Below are 17550 nucleotides of genomic sequence, written 5' to 3'. Positions count from 1 at the left end.
TTAATCGTCCCCTGACGCTGTCGTCCGTTCGATGCCTTCGAGGCCGGGGATTCCCTCGACCCCCATGGATGCCAGTTCGCGTTTGAGTTCCTGTTCGTCCTCGACGTTCTGGGAGAGCTCCATCGACTGGGCGAAGTTCTTCACCAGGCCACAGTTCGGTCCCTCCGGCGTCTCGGAGGGGCCGATGCGACCCCACTGGGTCGCGTGCAGGTCCCGCGCTTCGAAGTGGGGCTGCGAGCGCGAGAGCGGGCTTCGAAGGCGTCGCAGGTGCGACAAAACGCCCATGAAGTCGGTTCGGTCGACCAGCTGGCTCACGCCGGATCGGCCGCCCACCCAGTTCCCCGTCGCGATCGGGTGCTCGAGCCGCTCGGTGAGCACGTCGGATCGAACGACCGTGTTCACCGAGAGCTGCCGGTTACGCATGTTCGCGCGCTCGAGCTGGTATTTCACGTCCCGCGCCAGCTTGTTCAGCGCGGTCCGGAACAGGTCCTTCATCAGGTCGCCGCTGACCTTGAGCCGCTTGTTCGCGTAGTGGTCCTTGTCGTCGGACTCGCGCCGGCCGAGCGCGAGTTCGAAACAGGCCTCCGCCATCCGACAGAGGTAGTGGGCCTTGTTGATCCGGACGTCTTCCTCCTCGACGCCCTCCTCGTGGAGGTGGGGCAAGAGGTAGCGATCGATGACGTAGTTGGCCCGCTTGAGCTGGTAGTTCTTCCCCTGACCGGAGGCGACGCGTTTCCCGAGTTCCTCGATGGCCCCCTCCTCGGTCTGGACCTCCGCTTCCTCGAGGTTCTCGAGCATGTACTTGACGACCTCGGGGTCGTTCGAGACCTTGTGGACGATCTCCTCGTCGCTCTCGAGGCCGAGCGCCCGCACGAGCGTCACGAAGTTGATCGATCCCGACACCGAGGGGAAGGACACCTCGAGCAGCCCCTCACGATTCCGTTCGCACAACACGAGGGCGCGGTAGCCACGGCGCTGCGAGAAGGTCTTGGCGACCTGGATCTCGTCGCCGTACTTGCTGTCGTACTCCGCGAGGATCTTGTTCGGTGCGAGGTCCTCGCTCGTCATCAGCACCCGCTCGGAGCCGTTGACGATGAAGTAGCCGCCGGGATCGGCGGGGTCCTCGCCGATTTCGATCAGTTCCTCGTCGGAGAAACCGGCGATGTTACACTTGTCGGAGCCGACCATAATCGGCATCCGGCCGATCTTCGTCTCGGTCGAGTCGACGACTCGCTCGTCGCCTTCCTCGCCTTTGACGATGGACATCTCCATGAACACCGGCGCGGAGTAGGTGATGTTGCGGAGGCGAGCCTCCTGGGGGTACAGCAGTTCCTCCGAACCGTCGGCCTCCCGGACGCGGGGCGTGACGACGCGAACGTCGCCCAGTTCGACGTGGACCGGCTCCTCGCCTTCCTTGTCGCCGATATCCGTGTCGATCGTTTCCTTCTCGTCGACGACCCGCTGCATGCCCCGGTTGAGGAAGGCGTTGAACGAGCGGTAGTGGTGTTCGGCGATCCGTTCCTTCGCGAAATATTCACGCGAGATCTCTCGTCGTTCGTCGCGGTTCAGTTCAATTGCCATTTATTCCACCACGAGTCGATAGATAACCGCCTGTTCGGTCGTCCGCGAGTCACGGACGATCTTGATAACGTCGCCGATCTCCGCGTCGTCCGGCAGTGCGGGATCGCTGCGCTTGATCTTCGGTAAATCTGTACGATCGATGTTGTATTCCTCGAGCACCTCCTCGAGCGTGTCGTCCTCGAGGACACTGTGCTCCGGAACCAGTTCGTGTTGGCTTACGTCTACCATGTGTTGGTGTGAGTGTGGGTGTGCGTGTCGGCTATTGGGAGAGAAGCGGCTGTCACGAGATACTACAGGCTGGTAGCGGAGGGAGGCATTTAACGGTTACTAACTCGAGGCACAAGCGGGGCTACCCGGCCGGGCGACGCTGACCGGAACCGTCGATCACACCCGAGAGTATCCGGTTCTCAGTTATATTCCTTGTGGGTCGTGTGATAGTGTCGCACGATGTGATGAGGAAACGGGCTCGAGGGGATATCGTGGCGAGATTGACCGTACCACACGGTATTCGATTGAAAAGCCTTAATACTGGCAGCGGGAAACTATGTGTTGAAGCCCGGGTGGTGTAGTGGCCCATCATACAACCCTGTCACGGTTGTGACGCGGGTTCAAATCCCGCCTCGGGCGCTTTTTCGAGAACCAAACCGACGAGCAGAGCGAGTCACGATAGTAGCCGTCGGAGACCGATTACGGGACGTGGATCTGGAACGATCGAACAGTACGGATGTGATTTTCCGGTTTCAGTCATATTATAAACATGACTCCGTTCATGGGGCTAATTGGCAGACGTTGGTGTGTCCCACGTTTCCTTGAGTAGGTCTTCCTGTCACCGTACCGTCCAAACAGCTCCGGAGCAAAACCCTTAATACTGTTAGCCGGAAACGAAGAGTTGCGAGCCCGGGTGGTGTAGTGGCCCATCATACAACCCTGTCACGGTTGTGACGCGGGTTCAAATCCCGCCTCGGGCGCTTTCTGGAGAATCCAACCGACGAGCAGAGCGAGTCGCTCTTCCTCGAAAGACGGAACGAAGAATCTGAACCAGGGAACGAAGCGAACGCAGTGGGCGACGGACTTCGCCGAGATCGGTGGACTCGCCGATCGTTTTTATCCGAGAAGGCGGCCCATCACGCCATGCGCAATTCGAAAGCGGTCGGCGACGAGACCGAGGCGAGAGCACTGTCCGAACTCATAGCCAGTGGCTACAGCGTCTCGGTCCCCTTCGGAGACAACGACAAGTACGATCTCATCGTAGACGACGGGACCAATCTCCATCAAATCCAGTGCAAGACCGGCTGGTCGAACAAAGCGGAAACGATGCGATTCAATACTCACTCGCAAACCACGAAAAATGGCGCGTATCACGAGGACACCTATCACGACTTGATCGACGCGTTTCTCGTCTATTATCCCGAAAATGGCCAATTTTACTGGATCGATGCAGCCGAGGCAACCGAACAGAAGATGGAGCTTCGGTTCGAGTCCGAGATCGATCACCCTTCGATAAACTGGGCAACGGAGTACGAATTCGATGGTTCCATTCCGTAATCTCGCTCAGCAAGCCGAACGACGGCACTTGAGCGATAACTGAGCCTGTTTATACCTACTTTCACTGCCATCGCACAAGCGGGTATCCACTGACGTTCAGCGGCTACTAGAGATAGTTCGAACAGAGGATATCTAAATGCTAATTGTTTAGTCTTTCCTCGACAAGGCGTCAGCAACCGCGGACGTCGATCTTCAGATCAATGACGAAACCGATCACCGTACTCGTCGTCGACAACGAACCCGGCTTCGCGTCTCTGGCCGGAGAGATGCTCGAGCGCGAACGCGAGTCGATCGCGGCCGAGGCGGCGTCGGACGGCGCTGAAGCGCTGGCCGTTCTCGAGCGCCGCGAGGTCGACTGTATCGTGAGCGATTACGAGATGCCGGAGATGACGGGTCTGGAGCTGTTAGAGCGAGTCCGGGAGGGGGACCCCGACCTGCCGTTCATCCTCTTTACGGGGAGAGGGTCAGAGGAGATCGCTAGCGAGGCGATCGCGGCGGGCGTGACCCAGTATCTCCAGAAAGAATCAGGCGAGGAGCAGTACGCGCTGTTGGCGAACCAGATCACGAACGCGGTCGCTCAGTACCGCACCGAAACGGAGCTCCGAGAGAGCGAGCGCCGCTACGAGCGGACGCTGACGACGTTACACGAGACGACGCGAGATCTGATGCGAGCTGAGACCAAAGCGGAGATCTACCGGGCGGCGGTCGAGACGGCTCGCGAGATCCTCGACGTGGCGGTCGCGGCGGCCTACGCGTTCGAACCGACGGCGGGGGCCCTCGAGCGCGCGGCGTCGACGCGGCGTTCACCCGAGTTAGGTGATCTCGCGGAGACGTTCGAACGGGGTGAGGGACTGATCTGGGAGGCGTTCTCCGAGGGGGACAGCGCCTATTACGAGGACGTCAGGCGCGAAGACGGGGCCGATACCGCGGAAACGGTGGGTCGAAGCGAGCTGATAGTGCCGCTGGGGACCCACGGCGTCCTGATCGCGGGGACGGAGGACATCGACGGATTCGACGAGACGATGACGGAGCTGTTACATATTCTGGCGGCCAACACCGAGGCGGCGCTGGATCGGGCCGAACGCGAGCAGTTGCTTCGCGATCACGATCGGACGCTCACGCAGCAAAACGAGGAGTTGACGCGGCTCAACCATACGAACGAGATCGTCCGCGAGATCAACCACGGCGTTGCACAGGCGTCGACGCGTGCGGCGATCGAGGAGACGGTATGCGATCGCCTCGCCGGAACGGATCGGTATCGGTTCGCCTGGATCGCAGCGAGCGACGACGAACCGCCCGTGCCGACCGCCTGGGCCGGGATCGACGCGGCGTATATCGACGGAATCCGCGCCGGCAACGATTGCGCACCCGAGATCGAGCTAGTCCGAGAGATCCTCGAATCGGGGCAGGTGCGGACGGTTCGCGACGTGCTCGAGGACGAGCGGTGGACGATGCGACGCAAGGAGGCGCTGACCTACGGGTTTCAGACGGTCCTGGGCGTCCCGCTCGCCGCGGACGAACGGCGCTACGGCGTCCTGATGGTCCACGTCGCGGGAGCCGACGCGGTCGGCGAGCGCGAGCGCGAGGTGCTCGCCGAACTCGGGGAGACGATCGGACACGCGATCCAGTCGGTCGAACGGACGCGGGCGATGCTGACCGACAGCCGCCTCGAGCTCGAACTCGCCGTAGGGGGCTCGCGATTGCTGCTCAATCGGCTGTCGGCTCACGTCGAGGAGGCGAACCCGATCACGCTCGAGGGCGTCGTCGACCGCGGCGAGGATGGGATCGTCCTGTTCGTCAGTGCCCCGACGACGGCGAATCTCACCCCGCTGGAAGCGTCGTGGGCGTCGATCGAGACGCTCTCGGTCGTTTCCGAAGGCGAAGACGAGACGCTGTTCGAGCTGACGGTGATGGCGACGCCGTTCCTCGACGTGCTTCGAACGTACGACGTGCAGATCCGGATGGCGACGGCCGAAGACGGAACGTCGACGCTCGTTCTCGACGTTCCACAGCGGGTCGAGACGCGGGCACTGATCGAGGCGATCAGCGAGGAGTATCCCGAGACGGAACTGCTCGCCAAACGGGAAACGACGACCACGCAGTCTGCGCGACAGCTCGATACCCACCTCGCGGAGCAACTCACCGACAAGCAGTTCGAAGCGTTGCAGGCGGCTCACTACAGCGGCTTCTTCGAGTGGCCCCGCGAGAGCACCGGCGAAGACCTCGCCGACGCGCTCGACATCTCACCACCGACGTATCACTACCATCTGCGGGCGGCCGAACGAAAGCTCGTCACTCTGGCGTTCGACGGGGGCTCTAATTGATTAGTGTATTCTGTGAAGACACACAAACAGTTAGAAAGTATTCTTACCCATCACCGGTTCGTATCGGTAATTGGCGATCCGACGCACACTATCGCCACCCCCAATCCCCCCCACCCCTTTCCCCCACCCCTTTCCCGGACCATTCGTTCGATAGCGACGCCGTTCTTCGAACGGGCGCCGACAACTGGTTTTGAGTGGAGTACTCCATCGCAGCGCGTTCCGACGAGTGGGGGTCCCGCGGAGCAACGCGTGAATCGCTACGGGGTCGAGCCCCGTGGGCAGTCTCCTCGCCCGCTCGTAAACGAGTCCGAGCAGACGGTGCGGTCAGAGAGGGAAACGTCGCCCCTCCCAGGACCATCAGTTGTGGCACTCAGCGATTCCCGATCGTAATTCCTCGATCATGCACTAATTGATTAGAGTGAATGTCAACGAGTTAGTAAACAGTTAGAAACCATAGTTAACTCCCACCAGTTCGTACGAGTAGTTGGCGATCTGAGACAGACTGTCGCCACCCCCATTCCCCCCACCCTTTCTACACGCCCTCGAGAGGAATCTCGCGGTCGTGCGCCCGAAGTCGTCCGAAAGCGATGCTGACCGTACCAGCAACGCCGGAGTGATACCGTCCGCCGAAAGGCGAGGGCTCCGTGCTATCGGGATCGACGTCGCTGTGACTGCCGGTCCGGGGCCTCGTCCCACTCGATCCAGTCCCGTTCCCAACCGCGACGGGACTCGGCGCGTCGCTGCGCCCGTTCGCGATCCTCGCGAGTCATCCGGTTTCGCTCGACGGCCCCCGATTGCTCGCCCTCGACCAGCAGCGGATCGAACGAGACGGGATCGAACCGGCCGATCACGCCGTCGGTCGAGACCGCCTCGAGTCGCTGTCGCTGCGCGCCACGCGGGAAGACCAGTCGCCCGCCTTCGGCGAGTTGCTCGAGCAGGGCGCGGGGCGGTTCGACGGCTGCGGCCTCGAGCAGAATCCGGTCGAAGGGGGCGTACTCCGGGAAGCCCTCAGCGCCGTCGCGGCGGTCGACGAGGACGCCGTCGTAGCCCGCGTCGGCGAGGTTCTCCCGCGCTTCGACGACCAGCGGTCGGGAGATATCGACGGCGTGGACGTTCGTCTCGCCGACGACCTCGGCTGCGACGGCGGCGGTGTAGCCGACACCGACACCGACGATCAGCACCGTCTCGTCGTCCTCGAGTGCGAGCGCCTGGAGCAGTCTGGCGGCCGTGCTCGGGGCGAGGACGCGGGTACCGAGGGCGTCGTGTTCGCGATCGGCGTAGGCCGTCCGTTCGTCGTCGAGAAACGCGTGCCTGGGAACGTCGCGCATCGCGACGGCGACGGTCTCGTCCGAGAGGACGTTCTTTGGCGCGGCCTCGAGGCCGTCGACCATATCCTCTCGCAGTACCGCGAGGTCCATGCGCCAGCTATCGCACCGGCCGTTATGAATGGCGCGCTTGCTCGTCGATTCGTCAACTACCCTCGCATCTGGACGAATCGAACGCCGCCGCGGTCGGTTCGCCCGAGCGAGCCGTCGGGGCGTTTCGTCGCGTCGACGAGCGTCTGGCGACCGGTCCCGATCGGCGCGAGCACCTGGCCGCCCGGTCGAACTTGCTCGACGACGGGGTCGGGAACGTCGGTCGCCGCGCAGGTGAAGTAGGCGGCGTCGTAGGATGCGTGCTTGGGCCAGCCGTCGCGTCCGTCGCCGACCCTGATCGAGACGCCGTCGTAGCCCAGGTCCGCGAGTCGGTCGCGGGCCCGCTCGGCCAGCTCCTCGCTGTACTCGACGGTGTAGACGTTCTCGTCGCCGACGAGTTCGGCCGTCACCGCGGCGTGGTAGCCACAGCCCGTCCCGATTTCAAGGACGGCGTCGCCGGGGTCGACCTCGAGGAGGTCGGCCATGATCGCCACCATGTGTGGCGCGCTGATCGTCTGCCCGCCGCCGATCGGCAGTGGCCGGTCGGCGTAGGCGCTATCTCGACGGTCGGGTGGAACGAACTCGTGACGAGGGACCGATTCGAGGGCTGCCAGGACGCGGTCGTCGTCCACGCGCGGTGCGACGGTCTCGACCATCCGCTGACGTGGAGTCTTGTAACTGTCGGTGTCGGACATGGATCGGCATCGAATACGCGCTCGAGAACAGTAGGGAGTGGGGTGGCGAGTACCGGGGTTCGGCCACCGTGGCGCTGGGAGGGAAACGGTCGGAGGTGGGCAGCCGGCACCGGACGGTTGACGGTGAGCGGTGCGACGCGGCCCGCTTACCAGGCCGACCAGGCGCTGCTCTGCTCGTCGTAGGCGTAGACGCGCTTGATGTCCTTCGCGAAGCCGGTATCGCCGCCCTCCTCGAAGCGGTCTCGCCGGTAGCCGTCGGCGTCGCCGCGGACGACGAAGGCGTCGATCTCGAACTCGTCGTCGCCGAAGGACTCGACCGCGCCGACCTCGAACTCGTAGTCGCCGGGTACGTGGACCGTGATACTGTGGCTGTCGTCTCTCGAGCCGTCTTGGGGATGGATCGTGACGTTGACCGCCACGTTGTCGACCTCGCGGGACCAGACGGTCTCGATTTCCTCGGCGGGGGCTTCCTCGACCCGTTTCTGTCCGTCGAGTTCGACGCTCGTCACGCGAACGGTCGAGAGCACTTCGTCGGTCTCGAGGATGAACTCGTCGCCGACTTCGATGTGTTCGTCTTCGGGCGCGGTGACGTTCGCCGTGAACGATTCGCCGCCCTGAGAGACGACGACGTCGAGGGTGACCTCCCTCTCGGTGTCGGGCTGGATCTTGTGGACGTGACTACACTCGCTGCATCGAACGGTCAGGGTACCGCCGCCCTCCGTGAGTACTTCGTGGACCGTCTCGAGGTCCGGCGAGCACGAAGGACAGGGTGTCGGAACCCGATCCGGTGTTTCGCTCATAACTCACCTAACGGCTACGCACTGAAAAGGCGATTGAACCCGCCGTCCGGTTGGGAGCGACGCTAGTTCCCCTGAATCGCGTCGATAACCATCGCCGCGGCGATGATGGGTTCTTTGGGGACGGTGCTGGCGTCGTCGATGACGATCTCGTAGCGGTCGCGCAACGAGAACTGACCGCTGATGGAGCCGACGTGTGCGCCCGCCCCATCGGTGATCTCGTACTTGTGCGGGATCCAACCGCCGAACGGAAGGACGTTCCGGGCCAGCGTCACCATCGCGCCGCGGGAGTTGATTTCGGCCAACTTCTCCTCGGTGGTCGCGTCGCGGATCTTCCACGTGTCCTGTAGCAGCGAGTAGTCGTTGTCCAGAATGACGACGTTCTCGCCGGTCCGAGCGTCCGAGAGCATGTAGTTCCCCGCGACGTCGATGATGCCGCCGGCTTTCACCGTGAACACCTCGTCTCCGTCGGCGTCGACGAAGGGGAACTCCTCTTTCATCTTCAGCATCTTCTGTTTGCCCCGGAGGACGACGTTCCCGTCGGCGTCGAGCGCCCTGTACTTGTTCCGAACGAGCCCCTGTTCGACCGTGTAGCGGTCGTCGGTGAGCTCGATTCCTTCGATATCGTACGCTCGAGTGTCGCTCATCGGCTTTTACCTCACACTACCCGAACTTGAAACCACTAGGTTTTCACATATCAGTCGGCGTTCGAGCGTATTCCGACGGAATGGGTTCGGCTTGAGCAGTACCAGCCGCGGCCGAGAACGGGGTCTCGGGTGTCGGCCGCCCAGTCAGTAACCTTCGGCGACCGGAAGGTCGACGGGGGAGCCGTCGGCGAAGACGCTCGGATCCCGGATGATGCCGTCGAGGTGGATCGGCGCTTCGGTGTCGCCGCCGATCCCCGCGTCGTCGCCGATCGCGATGTGGACGGTGCCGCCGGCCTTCTCGTCCAAGAGGACCGAGCCGACGAGGTCGGAGACGGCGACGTTGGTGCCGATCCCCAGTTCCGCGAGGTTGTACGCGGCGTCGCCGACCGTCTCCGCGGCGTTCTCGACCTCTTTGCGAATGTCGTCGTCCGAGATGCGGGTGACGAACCCGTCTTCGACAGAGAACGAGAGCGTCCGGCCGTCCTCGAGGAGGCCGTGGGGCATCATCGTCCCGTCGACGACGAAGGTCCCGTCGGCGGTTTCGGGGCTGAGGAACACCTCGCCGGCCGGGAGGTTCGACATCTCGCCGGGGTCGTGGACGATGCCGGTGTCGGCGAGCCACTCGCGGTCGCCGACGCCGAACGTGATGTCGGTGCCGGCGTCGGTCGTGACGCGGACCTCGTCGGCCCCCGCGACCTGCTCGCGGACCGCCTCGCAGTGAGCCGCGATCGACTCGTAGTCGGCAGCCAGCCCCGTCGTGAAGACGTCCTCGGTAATCCCCGGGAGCGTCGCGACCCGGGCCCCGGCCTCGTTCGCGTCCGTGCGGGCGCGAGTGTGACTCAGGCTCTTGGTCGTCGGCGCGAGGACGACGTCGGCCCCGGCCATCGCCGCCGCCACCGGCGCGGGGGGCTCGCCGCCGTGGGTCTCGCCCGGCGGATAACGGACGATCACGGCGTCGTCGGTGAGCTCGCTGGCGACCTCGTAGATCGCCTCCCCGATCGGAACGCGCTCGTCGTCGGTGACGACCGCACACGTCTCCCCCGCCTCGAGACCCAGACACTGGCGGACCGCCGTCTCCGCCGCGGCTCGAAGTGCTGTCATACGCGAGTGTGGGGCAAGCGAGCCGATATGTCTTGCCCTCGGTCGTATGACGCCCGCAGGTTCTCGGACGGTCTCGCCCGTGAGTGGGGATCGCCGAATCGGGTCGGGCGGACGGGGTTGGCCGACTCGAGTTCCGTGTGAACGGATACCGAGATCGGCCTCGAGAGGGATCGAGAACTCCGATTCGAGTAAGAATCGGCTGCGAGTCCTCGAAACGGTTATCCCGCTCGATGGTACACTCCCGGGTACATGCAACAGGTCGCAATCAACGGCTACGGTACGATCGGCAAGCGCGTCGCGGACGCCGTTCGGCAACAGCCCGACATGGAGGTACTGGGCGTCGCGAAGACGCGCCCGAACTTCGAGGCCGAGACGGCGATCGACAAGGGATTCCCGCTCTACGCGGCCGTCGAGGAGCGAGAGGAACTGTTCGCCGAGGCCGGCCTCGAGATCGCTGGCCCGGTCGAGGAGCTCGTCGCGGAGGCCGACGTCGTCGTCGACGCCACGCCGTCGGGAATCGGGGCGCAGAACAAGGAACTCTACGAGGAGTACGACACGCCCGCGCTCTACCAGGGCGGCGAGGACGCCGAACTCGCCGACGTGAGCTTCAACGCGCGCTCGAACTTCGAGAACGCCGTCGACGCCGACCACGTGCGCGTCGTCTCCTGTAACACGACCGGACTCTCTCGAGTCATCGCACCGCTCCGGGAGGCCTACGGCGTCGAGAAGGTCCGCGCGACGCTCGTCCGTCGCGGCGGCGACCCCGGCCAGTCCGACCGCGGGCCGATCAACGACATCCTCCCGAACCCGGTGACGATCCCCTCCCACCACGGCCCCGACGTCGAGACCATCTTCCCCGACCTCGACATCGACACGCTCGGGATGAAGGTGCCCGCGACGCTGATGCACATGCACAGCCTGAACGTCACCCTCGAGGAGGAAGTCGACGCGTCCGAGGTCCGCGAACTGTTCGCCGACGAGTCGCGTCTGTTCGTGATCCCCGAGCGGCTGGACATCGACGGCAGCGGGACGCTCAAGGAGTACGCGCTGGACGCGGGCCGACCGCGCGGCGACATCTGGGAGAACTGCGTCTGGGAGGAATCGGTCTCGACCGTCGGCCGCGATCTCTACCTGTTTCAGGGCATCCACCAGGAGAGCGACGTCGTGCCCGAGAACGTCGACGCGATCCGGGCCGTGACCGGCAGCGCCGACGCCGGGGAGAGCATCGAGACGACCAACGAGGCGCTGGGAATCGGACTGTAGGGCCGCCGATTCGCGCCCCGATCGTATAGCGACGACAGAAAGTTTTTGCCGCCCGGTGGCTTACTGTCTGTCATGCGCCGAGACGACCGCGACGAACCCTTCGACGACCTGTTCCGCGAGATCGAGCGAATGATGAACGAGATGATGAACGGCGCGGACGCCAACGTGGACTTCAACTCCTCGAATACCGTCGACAACGGCTTCGGCATGGACACCCACGTCGACATCCACGAGACCGACGAGGAGGTCCGCGTCGTCGCCGACCTCCCCGGCGTCGAGAAGGACAACATCGAACTCGAGTGCGACGGCAAGACGCTGACCATCTCCGCCGAGAGCGAACACCGTCAGTACGACGAACGCGTCTCGCTGCCGACCCGCGTCAACGAACACACCGCGTCCGCGACCTACAACAACGGCATCCTCGAGGTCGTCTTCGATCGCGCCGAACAGTCGTCGGACATCAGCCTCGAGTAATCGGGCCGCTCGCGGTCGAACTGATTCGTTTTCGGTCTCTTTATACGGACTGCTGGAAGTCATTTCCGGAGGAACCGCGAACCGTCCTGCGGTTGCTCCAGTAAATCGTTTCAACAGACCGTATCAGTTCGCAGCGACGCGTATCGCGGCCGCGAGCCGATCGTAGAACTCCGGTTCGTACTTCGTCTCCTCGTCGATCGTCGGTCGCGCGTTCGTCTCGTTGACCACCAGTTTCTCGCCGGTCTCGAGCAGGTCGACGCCGAGGAACGGAATCTCGAGTTCGGCCGCGACCGATTCGGCCAGGTCGCGCCACGGTTCGGGGAGGTCGATCCCGGTCGCGTCCGCCCCGCGGTGGACGTTGTGTTTCCACTGGCCCTCGCGCACCGCGTCGTCGGGGAGCCGGCGCTCGACCGCGCCGACGTACTCCCCCTCGAGCACCATCACCCGGTAGTCGGTCGCGTTCGGGAGGTACTCCTGGACCAGAAACGACTGGTCGCCGGTCGCCTTGTAGTCGTGGACCAGCGAGAGGTAGTCACAGATCCCGAGGAAGGAGTCCAGGTCGTGGGCTTTCGCGACGCCGACGCCCCGCGTCGTCGAGTTCGGTTTGACCACGACCGGCGGCTCGAACCGCTCGAAGACGTCGACCAGTTCGGCCTCGCCGACATCGTTGGAGACGTAGACGGAATCCGGTACCGGAAGGGCGGCCCTCTCGAGCCGCGCCAGCACCTCGGCCTTGTTCCGCGAGGTCAACACCGTCTCGTGATCGTTGAGCCACGGGATCTCGAGCAGGGCGTCCGCGACCCCGCCCTCCATCAGCCGACCGGGATAGACGAAGCCGACGTCGTAGTCGTCGGGCGACCACGGCGGGTCGCCGAGCGCGATCGTGCGCTCGCGTACGGGCACGTGGTGAACCTGTATGCCTCGTTCGGCCAGCGGGTCCCGCATCCGCCGAAACGTCTGTTTCTCGTTGGCGACCGCGAGATCGATCATAGTCGGAAGTCGGGAGTAGAGAGGTAAAAAGGTGCTCGAGACGGAATTCTCGAGAACAAGACGCGGTGGCCGGGAGTGCGTCTCGAGCAGTTGCGAGAGACGTACGACCCGGGGGAGGGCAGGCGATTCACCGATACTCACCGCGAGTGAGTGCCGAAGGCACGAGCGAGCGGGCCGACGACTGATGTGAACGAGTGACTATCGGGAACGAGTGAACGGAAAGAGGAGTGCTTTTAATCGAATTTTTGCCGAGGGCGCGGCTTCGCCGCGCCCGCAGAGCAAAACTTCGTTTTACGCGATTAGCTCTTCTTCGCCGCGCTCGATGACGATGCGACACGGCGGCGAGATCTTGTTGTAGGAGCGACGGAGCGCGTCCTTGGCGAAGTCGGCGTCGTCGATGTCACACCAGATGGTGAAGATGCGCTCGCCGGCGCCCATTCGGGCGGCGGTACCGACGATCTTCCCGAACGCCTGGCGCATCCCGTCGGAGACGCGGTCCGCCCCGGCACCCGTCGCCTGCTTGTTCTCCCGAATGACCTGATGGGGGAACTTCCGCAGGATCATCTTGTAGTTGTTCTCGCCGGCGTTTTTCAGCATGTGACGGTTCGCCGAGAGGCGCGAGGCCTCGAGGCTTCCGTGACGGAGCTGGACCTCTTCTTCCGTGATGAGGCTCATCTGGACGGGGTAGTCGTCGGGATCCGCTTTGACGTCGCCCATCTTGTGCTGTGCGATCTTCGAGCCAGGGATACCAGTAATGTATTCGCGGCGCGTGTAGGCCGGCTTACTGATCTCCCGGTACATGGAGGCGGGCTTGTCTGACATGGTTGTGATTACTTAGAAAAACGGAGGCCCACCGGGCGGATAAAGGCTTCGAAGCGCCGCGTCGGACAGCGCCGCGGTCGATCACCGCGAGCGAACCCGGGGTCGTCGGGGCCGACGACCGGTATCCCGGCCGGTGAAAGCGGCGTCGACTCGAGACCGGGCCGGCGTCCCCGACGCAGTCGGTCGGTCGAAACGGCGGTTTCCGAACTCAGTTCGCGACGACGTACGCCGACCCGGTCTCCTCGATCAGTCCCTGACTCGAGAGCGACGAGAGCACGCTCAGGACGGTGAGTTTCTGCATGTTCAGGAGTCGGCTCAGGTCTCCGGTCGTCGCCCCGCCGGTGGCCTCGAGGGTGACGTACACGAGTTTGCTCTGCGCGGAGTCGAGTTCGGTCGGAAGCGGGCCGAGTCGGTCGGTCGATTGCGCGTCTTGTTTCAGCATAGTAACAGCATCTACGAACTCCTGTATAAGTCTATGGTGTAGATGGTATAGATTTCCTAGTAGATATTATTGCGATTATATCGCATGGGCACTTGAAAACGCAGTACGGTCGGAAACGGACCGAGTACCGCCGGTGGCCGGGACGGGCCACGAGCGGGCGGGCGATTCGCTATCCCGGCGGCGTATTTAAGGTTCCGCCGCCGAAACCACCCTCCATGAGGAGTTTCCGGATCGGCTCCCTGTTCGGGATCCCGATCAAACTGGATCTGACGTTCCTGTTGGTGCTCCCGCTGTTCGCGTATCTCATCGGGGCACAGATCGAGACCGTCGCCGGAATACTGAACGACGGGTTAGCTGCGGGGATCGATATCAGTGCGGTCACCAGCGGCCCGCTTCCGTGGCTACTCGGATTAGCCGCAGCGATCGGCCTGTTCGTCGGCGTCGTGCTCCACGAACTCGGCCACTCGCTGACCGCCCGGCGGTACGGATTTCCGATCGAGTCGATCACCCTCTGGCTGTTCGGCGGCATCGCCGCCTTCTCGGAGATGCCCGAAGACTGGCGACAGGAACTCAACATCGCCGTCGCCGGGCCGATCGTCAGCATTCTGGTCGGCGTCGGCTCCTACGCGCTCTTCGTCGTCACCCCCGAGAGCCTCAGCGGCGCGCGGTTCGTCCTGGGCTATCTCGCCGTCCTGAACGTCGCGCTCGCCTTTTTCAACATGCTCCCCGCGTTCCCGATGGACGGGGGCCGGGTGCTGCGAGCGCTGCTCGCTCGCAGTCAACCGTACGCCCAGGCGACCCAGCAGGCCGCCAGCGTCGGGAAACTCTTCGCGGTCCTGATGGGACTGTTCGGCCTCTTCTCGGGGAACATCCTCCTCATCGGCGTCGCCTTCTTCGTCTACATCGCCGCCTCGAGCGAGGCCCAGCAGGTGACGATGAAGGCGGCCTTCCAGGACGTCACCGTCGGCGACATCATGACGCCCGCGAACGACCTCCACACCGTCGAGCCCGAGACGACGGTCGCGGAGCTGATCCGGCGGATGTTCACCGAGCGCCACACCGGCTATCCGGTCGTCGATACGAACGCGTTCGAGGGCGAGCGACTCATCGGCCTCGTGACGCTGACCGACGCCCGCGAGATCGAACCGGTCGAGCGCGACGCCTACACCGTCGAAGACGTGATGACGACGGAGCTGCAGACGATCACCCCTGATTCCGACGCGATGGCCGCCATCGATCGGATGCGAGAGCACGATATCGGTCGGCTGCTCGTGGTGGATAACGACGACCTCGTCGGGCTGATCTCGCGAACCGACGTGATGACCGCGTTCGACATCGTCCAGCAAAGCGGTGCGATCGCTCCCTCGAGCCGGCCGCGGACGGCGGACTGAGAGGCGTTCGCAAGCCGATTTTGGAGCGACGTGTTCCCCGAACAAACGGTTTAACCGTAACCGGGGCTGACGCTGTACCGATGCCACCGGCCATCGAGACCGTCGATCTCGTGAAGGAGTACGGCGATCTGCGCGCCCTGCAGGAGCTATCGCTGACCGTCGAGGAAGGCGAGTTCTTCGGCCTGCTCGGCCCGAACGGCGCGGGGAAGACGACGTTCATCAACACGCTGGTCGGCCTGGTCCGCAAGACCGGCGGCGAGGCGCGCGTCTTCGGCCACGACGTCGAGGACGACTACCGGGAGGCCCGCGACGCGATCGGCCTCGCTCCCCAGGAGTTCAACGTCGACCGATTCTTCTCGATCAGAGAGGTGTTGAAACACAAGGCGGGCTATCACGGCGTTCCGGACGCCGAAGCCGCCGAACGGGCCGACGAGGTTCTCAAACGCGTCGGGATCTACGACAAGCGCGACGAGCGCTTCGACTGGCTCTCCGGCGGGATGAAACGCCGACTCCTCCTCGCTCGAGCGCTGGTCACCGAGCCCGACCTGCTGATTCTGGACGAGCCGACCGCCGGCGTCGACGTCCAGCTCCGCCACGACCTCTGGGAGCTCGTCACCGAACTCAACGAGGAGGGAACGACGATCCTGCTGACGACCCACTACATCGAGGAGGCCGAACGGCTCTGCGACCGCGTCGCGATCATGAACGAGGGCCGAAAGGTGACCGTCGCGACCCCGGACGAACTGAAACAGCGCGGCACCGATACGATCGCGGTCCGACTCGAGTCGGCCCTCGCGAGCGCGCCCGAACTCGGCTCGTACGCACACGAAACGACGGTCGCTGGCGACCTGCTCGAGGTCCGCGTCGACGACGGGGGTTCGACCGCGCCGCGATTGCTCAACGATCTCGAGGCGATGGGACACGAGATCGCCGATCTCGAGATTACCCGGACCTCGCTCGAGGAGATCTTCGTCGACCTGACCCGGAGCGAGGATCGGACGGTGACCCGATCCGGAGCCGAGGGTGCGGGGGACGACGACACCGGCGATGGCGAGGCGACGCCGTCGGAGACCGGACGAGAGCGGGAACGAGAGCAGGAGGGGGTCGCCTGATGCTGTCGGTCGGCTTCCGCGCGCTCTTCCGGCGCGAGATTCTGCGGTTCGTCCGCCGGCCCAAGAACACGTTCATGCCGCCGGCGATCACGAACGTGCTCTACTTCGCCGTCTTCGGCGTGATCCTAGGCAATCGGATCGACCAGATCGCGGGCTTCGACTACATCCTCTTCATCGTGCCCGGGCTCATCGTCCTCGGCGCGATCTCGAACGCCTTCGAGAACGCCTCGTTCTCGATCTTTCACGGCAGATGGAACGAGTACATCCACGAAACGCTGACCTCGCCGCTGTCGTACGTCGAGATGGTCGTCGCCTACGTCGGCGCCAGCGCGGTGCGCGGCCTCATCGTCGGCGTCATCATCGCCGCCGTCGGGCGACTGTTCGTCCCGATCAGTTTCGAGCACGGGCTCTACCTCGTCGCGACGATGGTCGTCATCACGGCGCTGTTCGCCGGCTTCGGTATCATCGGCGGCCTCGTCGCTCGAGACTTCGACGATCTGACCGTGATGAACCAGTTCATCCTCCGGCCGCTGGTGTTCTTCGGCGCCGTCTTCTACTCGCTCGAGACGTTCGACCACGCCTGGCAAGTGGGCCTCTCGCTGGTGAACCCGATGGTCTACATGGTGGACAGCGTCCGGTACGGACTGCTGGGCCACTCGGACCTGATCGGTGTCGGCATCCTGCCCGCGCCCTACACCGATTTCGCACCGCTGCTCTCGCTCGCGGTGCTCACGGCGGTCACCGTCCTCGTCCTGGCGATCGACGTCTACCTGTTCAAGATCGGCTACGGGCTGACCGATTGAGAGCGGCCGATCGGCGGCCCTCGAACTCGACTCGGTGAACTCACTACTTCGGTCAATACAGGGAAACCACGTCTCACTCCAGACTGGCCACCCGGCGTGCGGTGGCGCGCACTGTCGACCGGCCGAACGAGAGTGAGGCCGGTCGATA

At 64.0% G+C, this 17550-nt stretch carries 17 protein-coding genes and 2 tRNA genes; 9 read left to right on the top strand and 10 right to left on the bottom strand.

Translation table 11 applies throughout. The features are described from left to right. Both AC0QDI_RS19430 and AC0QDI_RS19425 read right to left on the bottom strand, forming a co-directional pair. Positions 1-1581, bottom strand: coding sequence for a DNA-directed RNA polymerase subunit B'' (locus tag AC0QDI_RS19430; protein ID WP_273738370.1), 1581 nt, complete (start codon positions 1579-1581; stop codon positions 1-3). Continuing rightward, positions 1582-1809: a DNA-directed RNA polymerase subunit H gene (locus AC0QDI_RS19425; protein ID WP_474670978.1), complete on the bottom strand. Its 228-nt coding sequence runs from the start codon at positions 1807-1809 to the stop codon at positions 1582-1584. A 326-nt stretch (positions 1810-2135) separates the two neighbouring features. Here AC0QDI_RS19425 and AC0QDI_RS19420 point away from each other — a divergent pair. The 4 genes from AC0QDI_RS19420 to AC0QDI_RS19405 all read left to right on the top strand — a co-directional run bounded on the left by AC0QDI_RS19420 (position 2136) and on the right by AC0QDI_RS19405 (position 5450). Further along, a tRNA-Asp gene (locus AC0QDI_RS19420) sits at positions 2136-2208 on the top strand. Between the two features lie 268 nt (positions 2209-2476). After that, positions 2477-2549, top strand: a tRNA-Asp gene (locus tag AC0QDI_RS19415). A gap of 163 nt (positions 2550-2712) precedes the next feature. Further along, the gene (locus AC0QDI_RS19410; protein WP_474670977.1) at positions 2713-3126 is read left to right on the top strand and encodes a group I intron-associated PD-(D/E)XK endonuclease; all 414 of its coding nucleotides are present in this window, start codon (positions 2713-2715) and stop codon (positions 3124-3126) included. A gap of 200 nt (positions 3127-3326) precedes the next feature. Further along, positions 3327-5450 (top strand): bacterio-opsin activator domain-containing protein, encoded by a 2124-nt coding sequence (locus AC0QDI_RS19405; RefSeq protein WP_474670975.1) that lies wholly within the window; start codon positions 3327-3329, stop codon positions 5448-5450. Between the two features lie 647 nt (positions 5451-6097). Here AC0QDI_RS19405 and AC0QDI_RS19400 read toward each other — a convergent pair. The 5 genes from AC0QDI_RS19400 to AC0QDI_RS19380 form a co-directional block, all read right to left on the bottom strand. Then, positions 6098-6868 (bottom strand): protein-L-isoaspartate O-methyltransferase family protein, encoded by a 771-nt coding sequence (locus AC0QDI_RS19400; protein ID WP_474670973.1) that lies wholly within the window; start codon positions 6866-6868, stop codon positions 6098-6100. 56 nt (positions 6869-6924) lie between these two features. Then, the gene (locus AC0QDI_RS19395) at positions 6925-7560 is read right to left on the bottom strand and encodes a protein-L-isoaspartate(D-aspartate) O-methyltransferase (protein ID WP_474670971.1); all 636 of its coding nucleotides are present in this window, start codon (positions 7558-7560) and stop codon (positions 6925-6927) included. A 146-nt stretch (positions 7561-7706) separates the two neighbouring features. Further along, on the bottom strand, positions 7707-8360 hold the full coding sequence (locus AC0QDI_RS19390; protein WP_474670969.1) for an HVO_0476 family zinc finger protein: 654 nt from the start codon (positions 8358-8360) through the stop codon (positions 7707-7709). Between the two features lie 62 nt (positions 8361-8422). After that, positions 8423-9004 carry an LURP-one-related/scramblase family protein gene (locus tag AC0QDI_RS19385; RefSeq protein WP_474670968.1) on the bottom strand — a complete coding sequence of 194 codons (582 nt, stop codon included), beginning with the start codon at positions 9002-9004 and terminating at the stop codon, positions 8423-8425. A 144-nt stretch (positions 9005-9148) separates the two neighbouring features. Further along, positions 9149-10105, bottom strand: a complete 957-nt coding sequence (locus AC0QDI_RS19380) for an aminopeptidase (protein ID WP_474670967.1) — start codon at positions 10103-10105, stop codon at positions 9149-9151. A gap of 249 nt (positions 10106-10354) precedes the next feature. Here AC0QDI_RS19380 and AC0QDI_RS19375 point away from each other — a divergent pair, with 249 nt between their 5' ends. Both AC0QDI_RS19375 and AC0QDI_RS19370 read left to right on the top strand, forming a co-directional pair. Next, positions 10355-11368 (top strand): type II glyceraldehyde-3-phosphate dehydrogenase, encoded by a 1014-nt coding sequence (locus AC0QDI_RS19375; RefSeq protein ID WP_474670965.1) that lies wholly within the window; start codon positions 10355-10357, stop codon positions 11366-11368. Positions 11369-11440: 72 nt separating this feature from the next. Then, the gene (locus AC0QDI_RS19370) at positions 11441-11842 is read left to right on the top strand and encodes an Hsp20/alpha crystallin family protein (RefSeq protein WP_098724817.1); all 402 of its coding nucleotides are present in this window, start codon (positions 11441-11443) and stop codon (positions 11840-11842) included. Between the two features lie 123 nt (positions 11843-11965). On the opposite strand, the gene AC0QDI_RS19365 is transcribed toward AC0QDI_RS19370, so the two are convergent. The 3 genes from AC0QDI_RS19365 to AC0QDI_RS19355 all read right to left on the bottom strand — a co-directional run bounded on the left by AC0QDI_RS19365 (position 11966) and on the right by AC0QDI_RS19355 (position 14096). Beyond that, the gene (locus AC0QDI_RS19365) at positions 11966-12832 is read right to left on the bottom strand and encodes an ATP-grasp domain-containing protein (RefSeq protein WP_474670964.1); all 867 of its coding nucleotides are present in this window, start codon (positions 12830-12832) and stop codon (positions 11966-11968) included. Positions 12833-13123: 291 nt separating this feature from the next. Beyond that, on the bottom strand, positions 13124-13654 hold the full coding sequence (locus tag AC0QDI_RS19360; protein ID WP_474670963.1) for a 50S ribosomal protein L16: 531 nt from the start codon (positions 13652-13654) through the stop codon (positions 13124-13126). 208 nt (positions 13655-13862) lie between these two features. After that, a complete protein-coding gene (locus AC0QDI_RS19355; protein WP_474670961.1) occupies positions 13863-14096 on the bottom strand; it encodes a MarR family transcriptional regulator in 234 nt (77 codons plus the stop codon). A gap of 215 nt (positions 14097-14311) precedes the next feature. On the opposite strand from AC0QDI_RS19355, the gene AC0QDI_RS19350 reads away from it, so the two are divergent. The 3 genes from AC0QDI_RS19350 (at position 14312) to AC0QDI_RS19340 (ending at position 17402) form a co-directional block, all read left to right on the top strand. Next, complete coding sequence (locus tag AC0QDI_RS19350) at positions 14312-15487, top strand: CBS domain-containing protein (protein WP_474670959.1); 1176 nt, start codon at positions 14312-14314, stop codon at positions 15485-15487. An 80-nt stretch (positions 15488-15567) separates the two neighbouring features. Then, entirely contained in the window at positions 15568-16599 is a 1032-nt protein-coding gene (locus tag AC0QDI_RS19345; RefSeq protein ID WP_474670957.1) for an ABC transporter ATP-binding protein, read from the top strand. After that, a complete protein-coding gene (locus tag AC0QDI_RS19340) occupies positions 16599-17402 on the top strand; it encodes an ABC transporter permease (protein WP_474670956.1) in 804 nt (267 codons plus the stop codon). The genes AC0QDI_RS19345 and AC0QDI_RS19340 overlap by 1 nt, the downstream gene beginning before the upstream one ends. The last annotated feature ends 148 nt before the right edge of the window (positions 17403-17550 follow it).

Source organism: Natrinema sp. LJW11, from assembly GCF_056135975.1.
The sequence above is the reverse complement of the archived record's forward strand: the minus strand, read 5'-3'. Positions and strand labels throughout refer to the sequence as shown.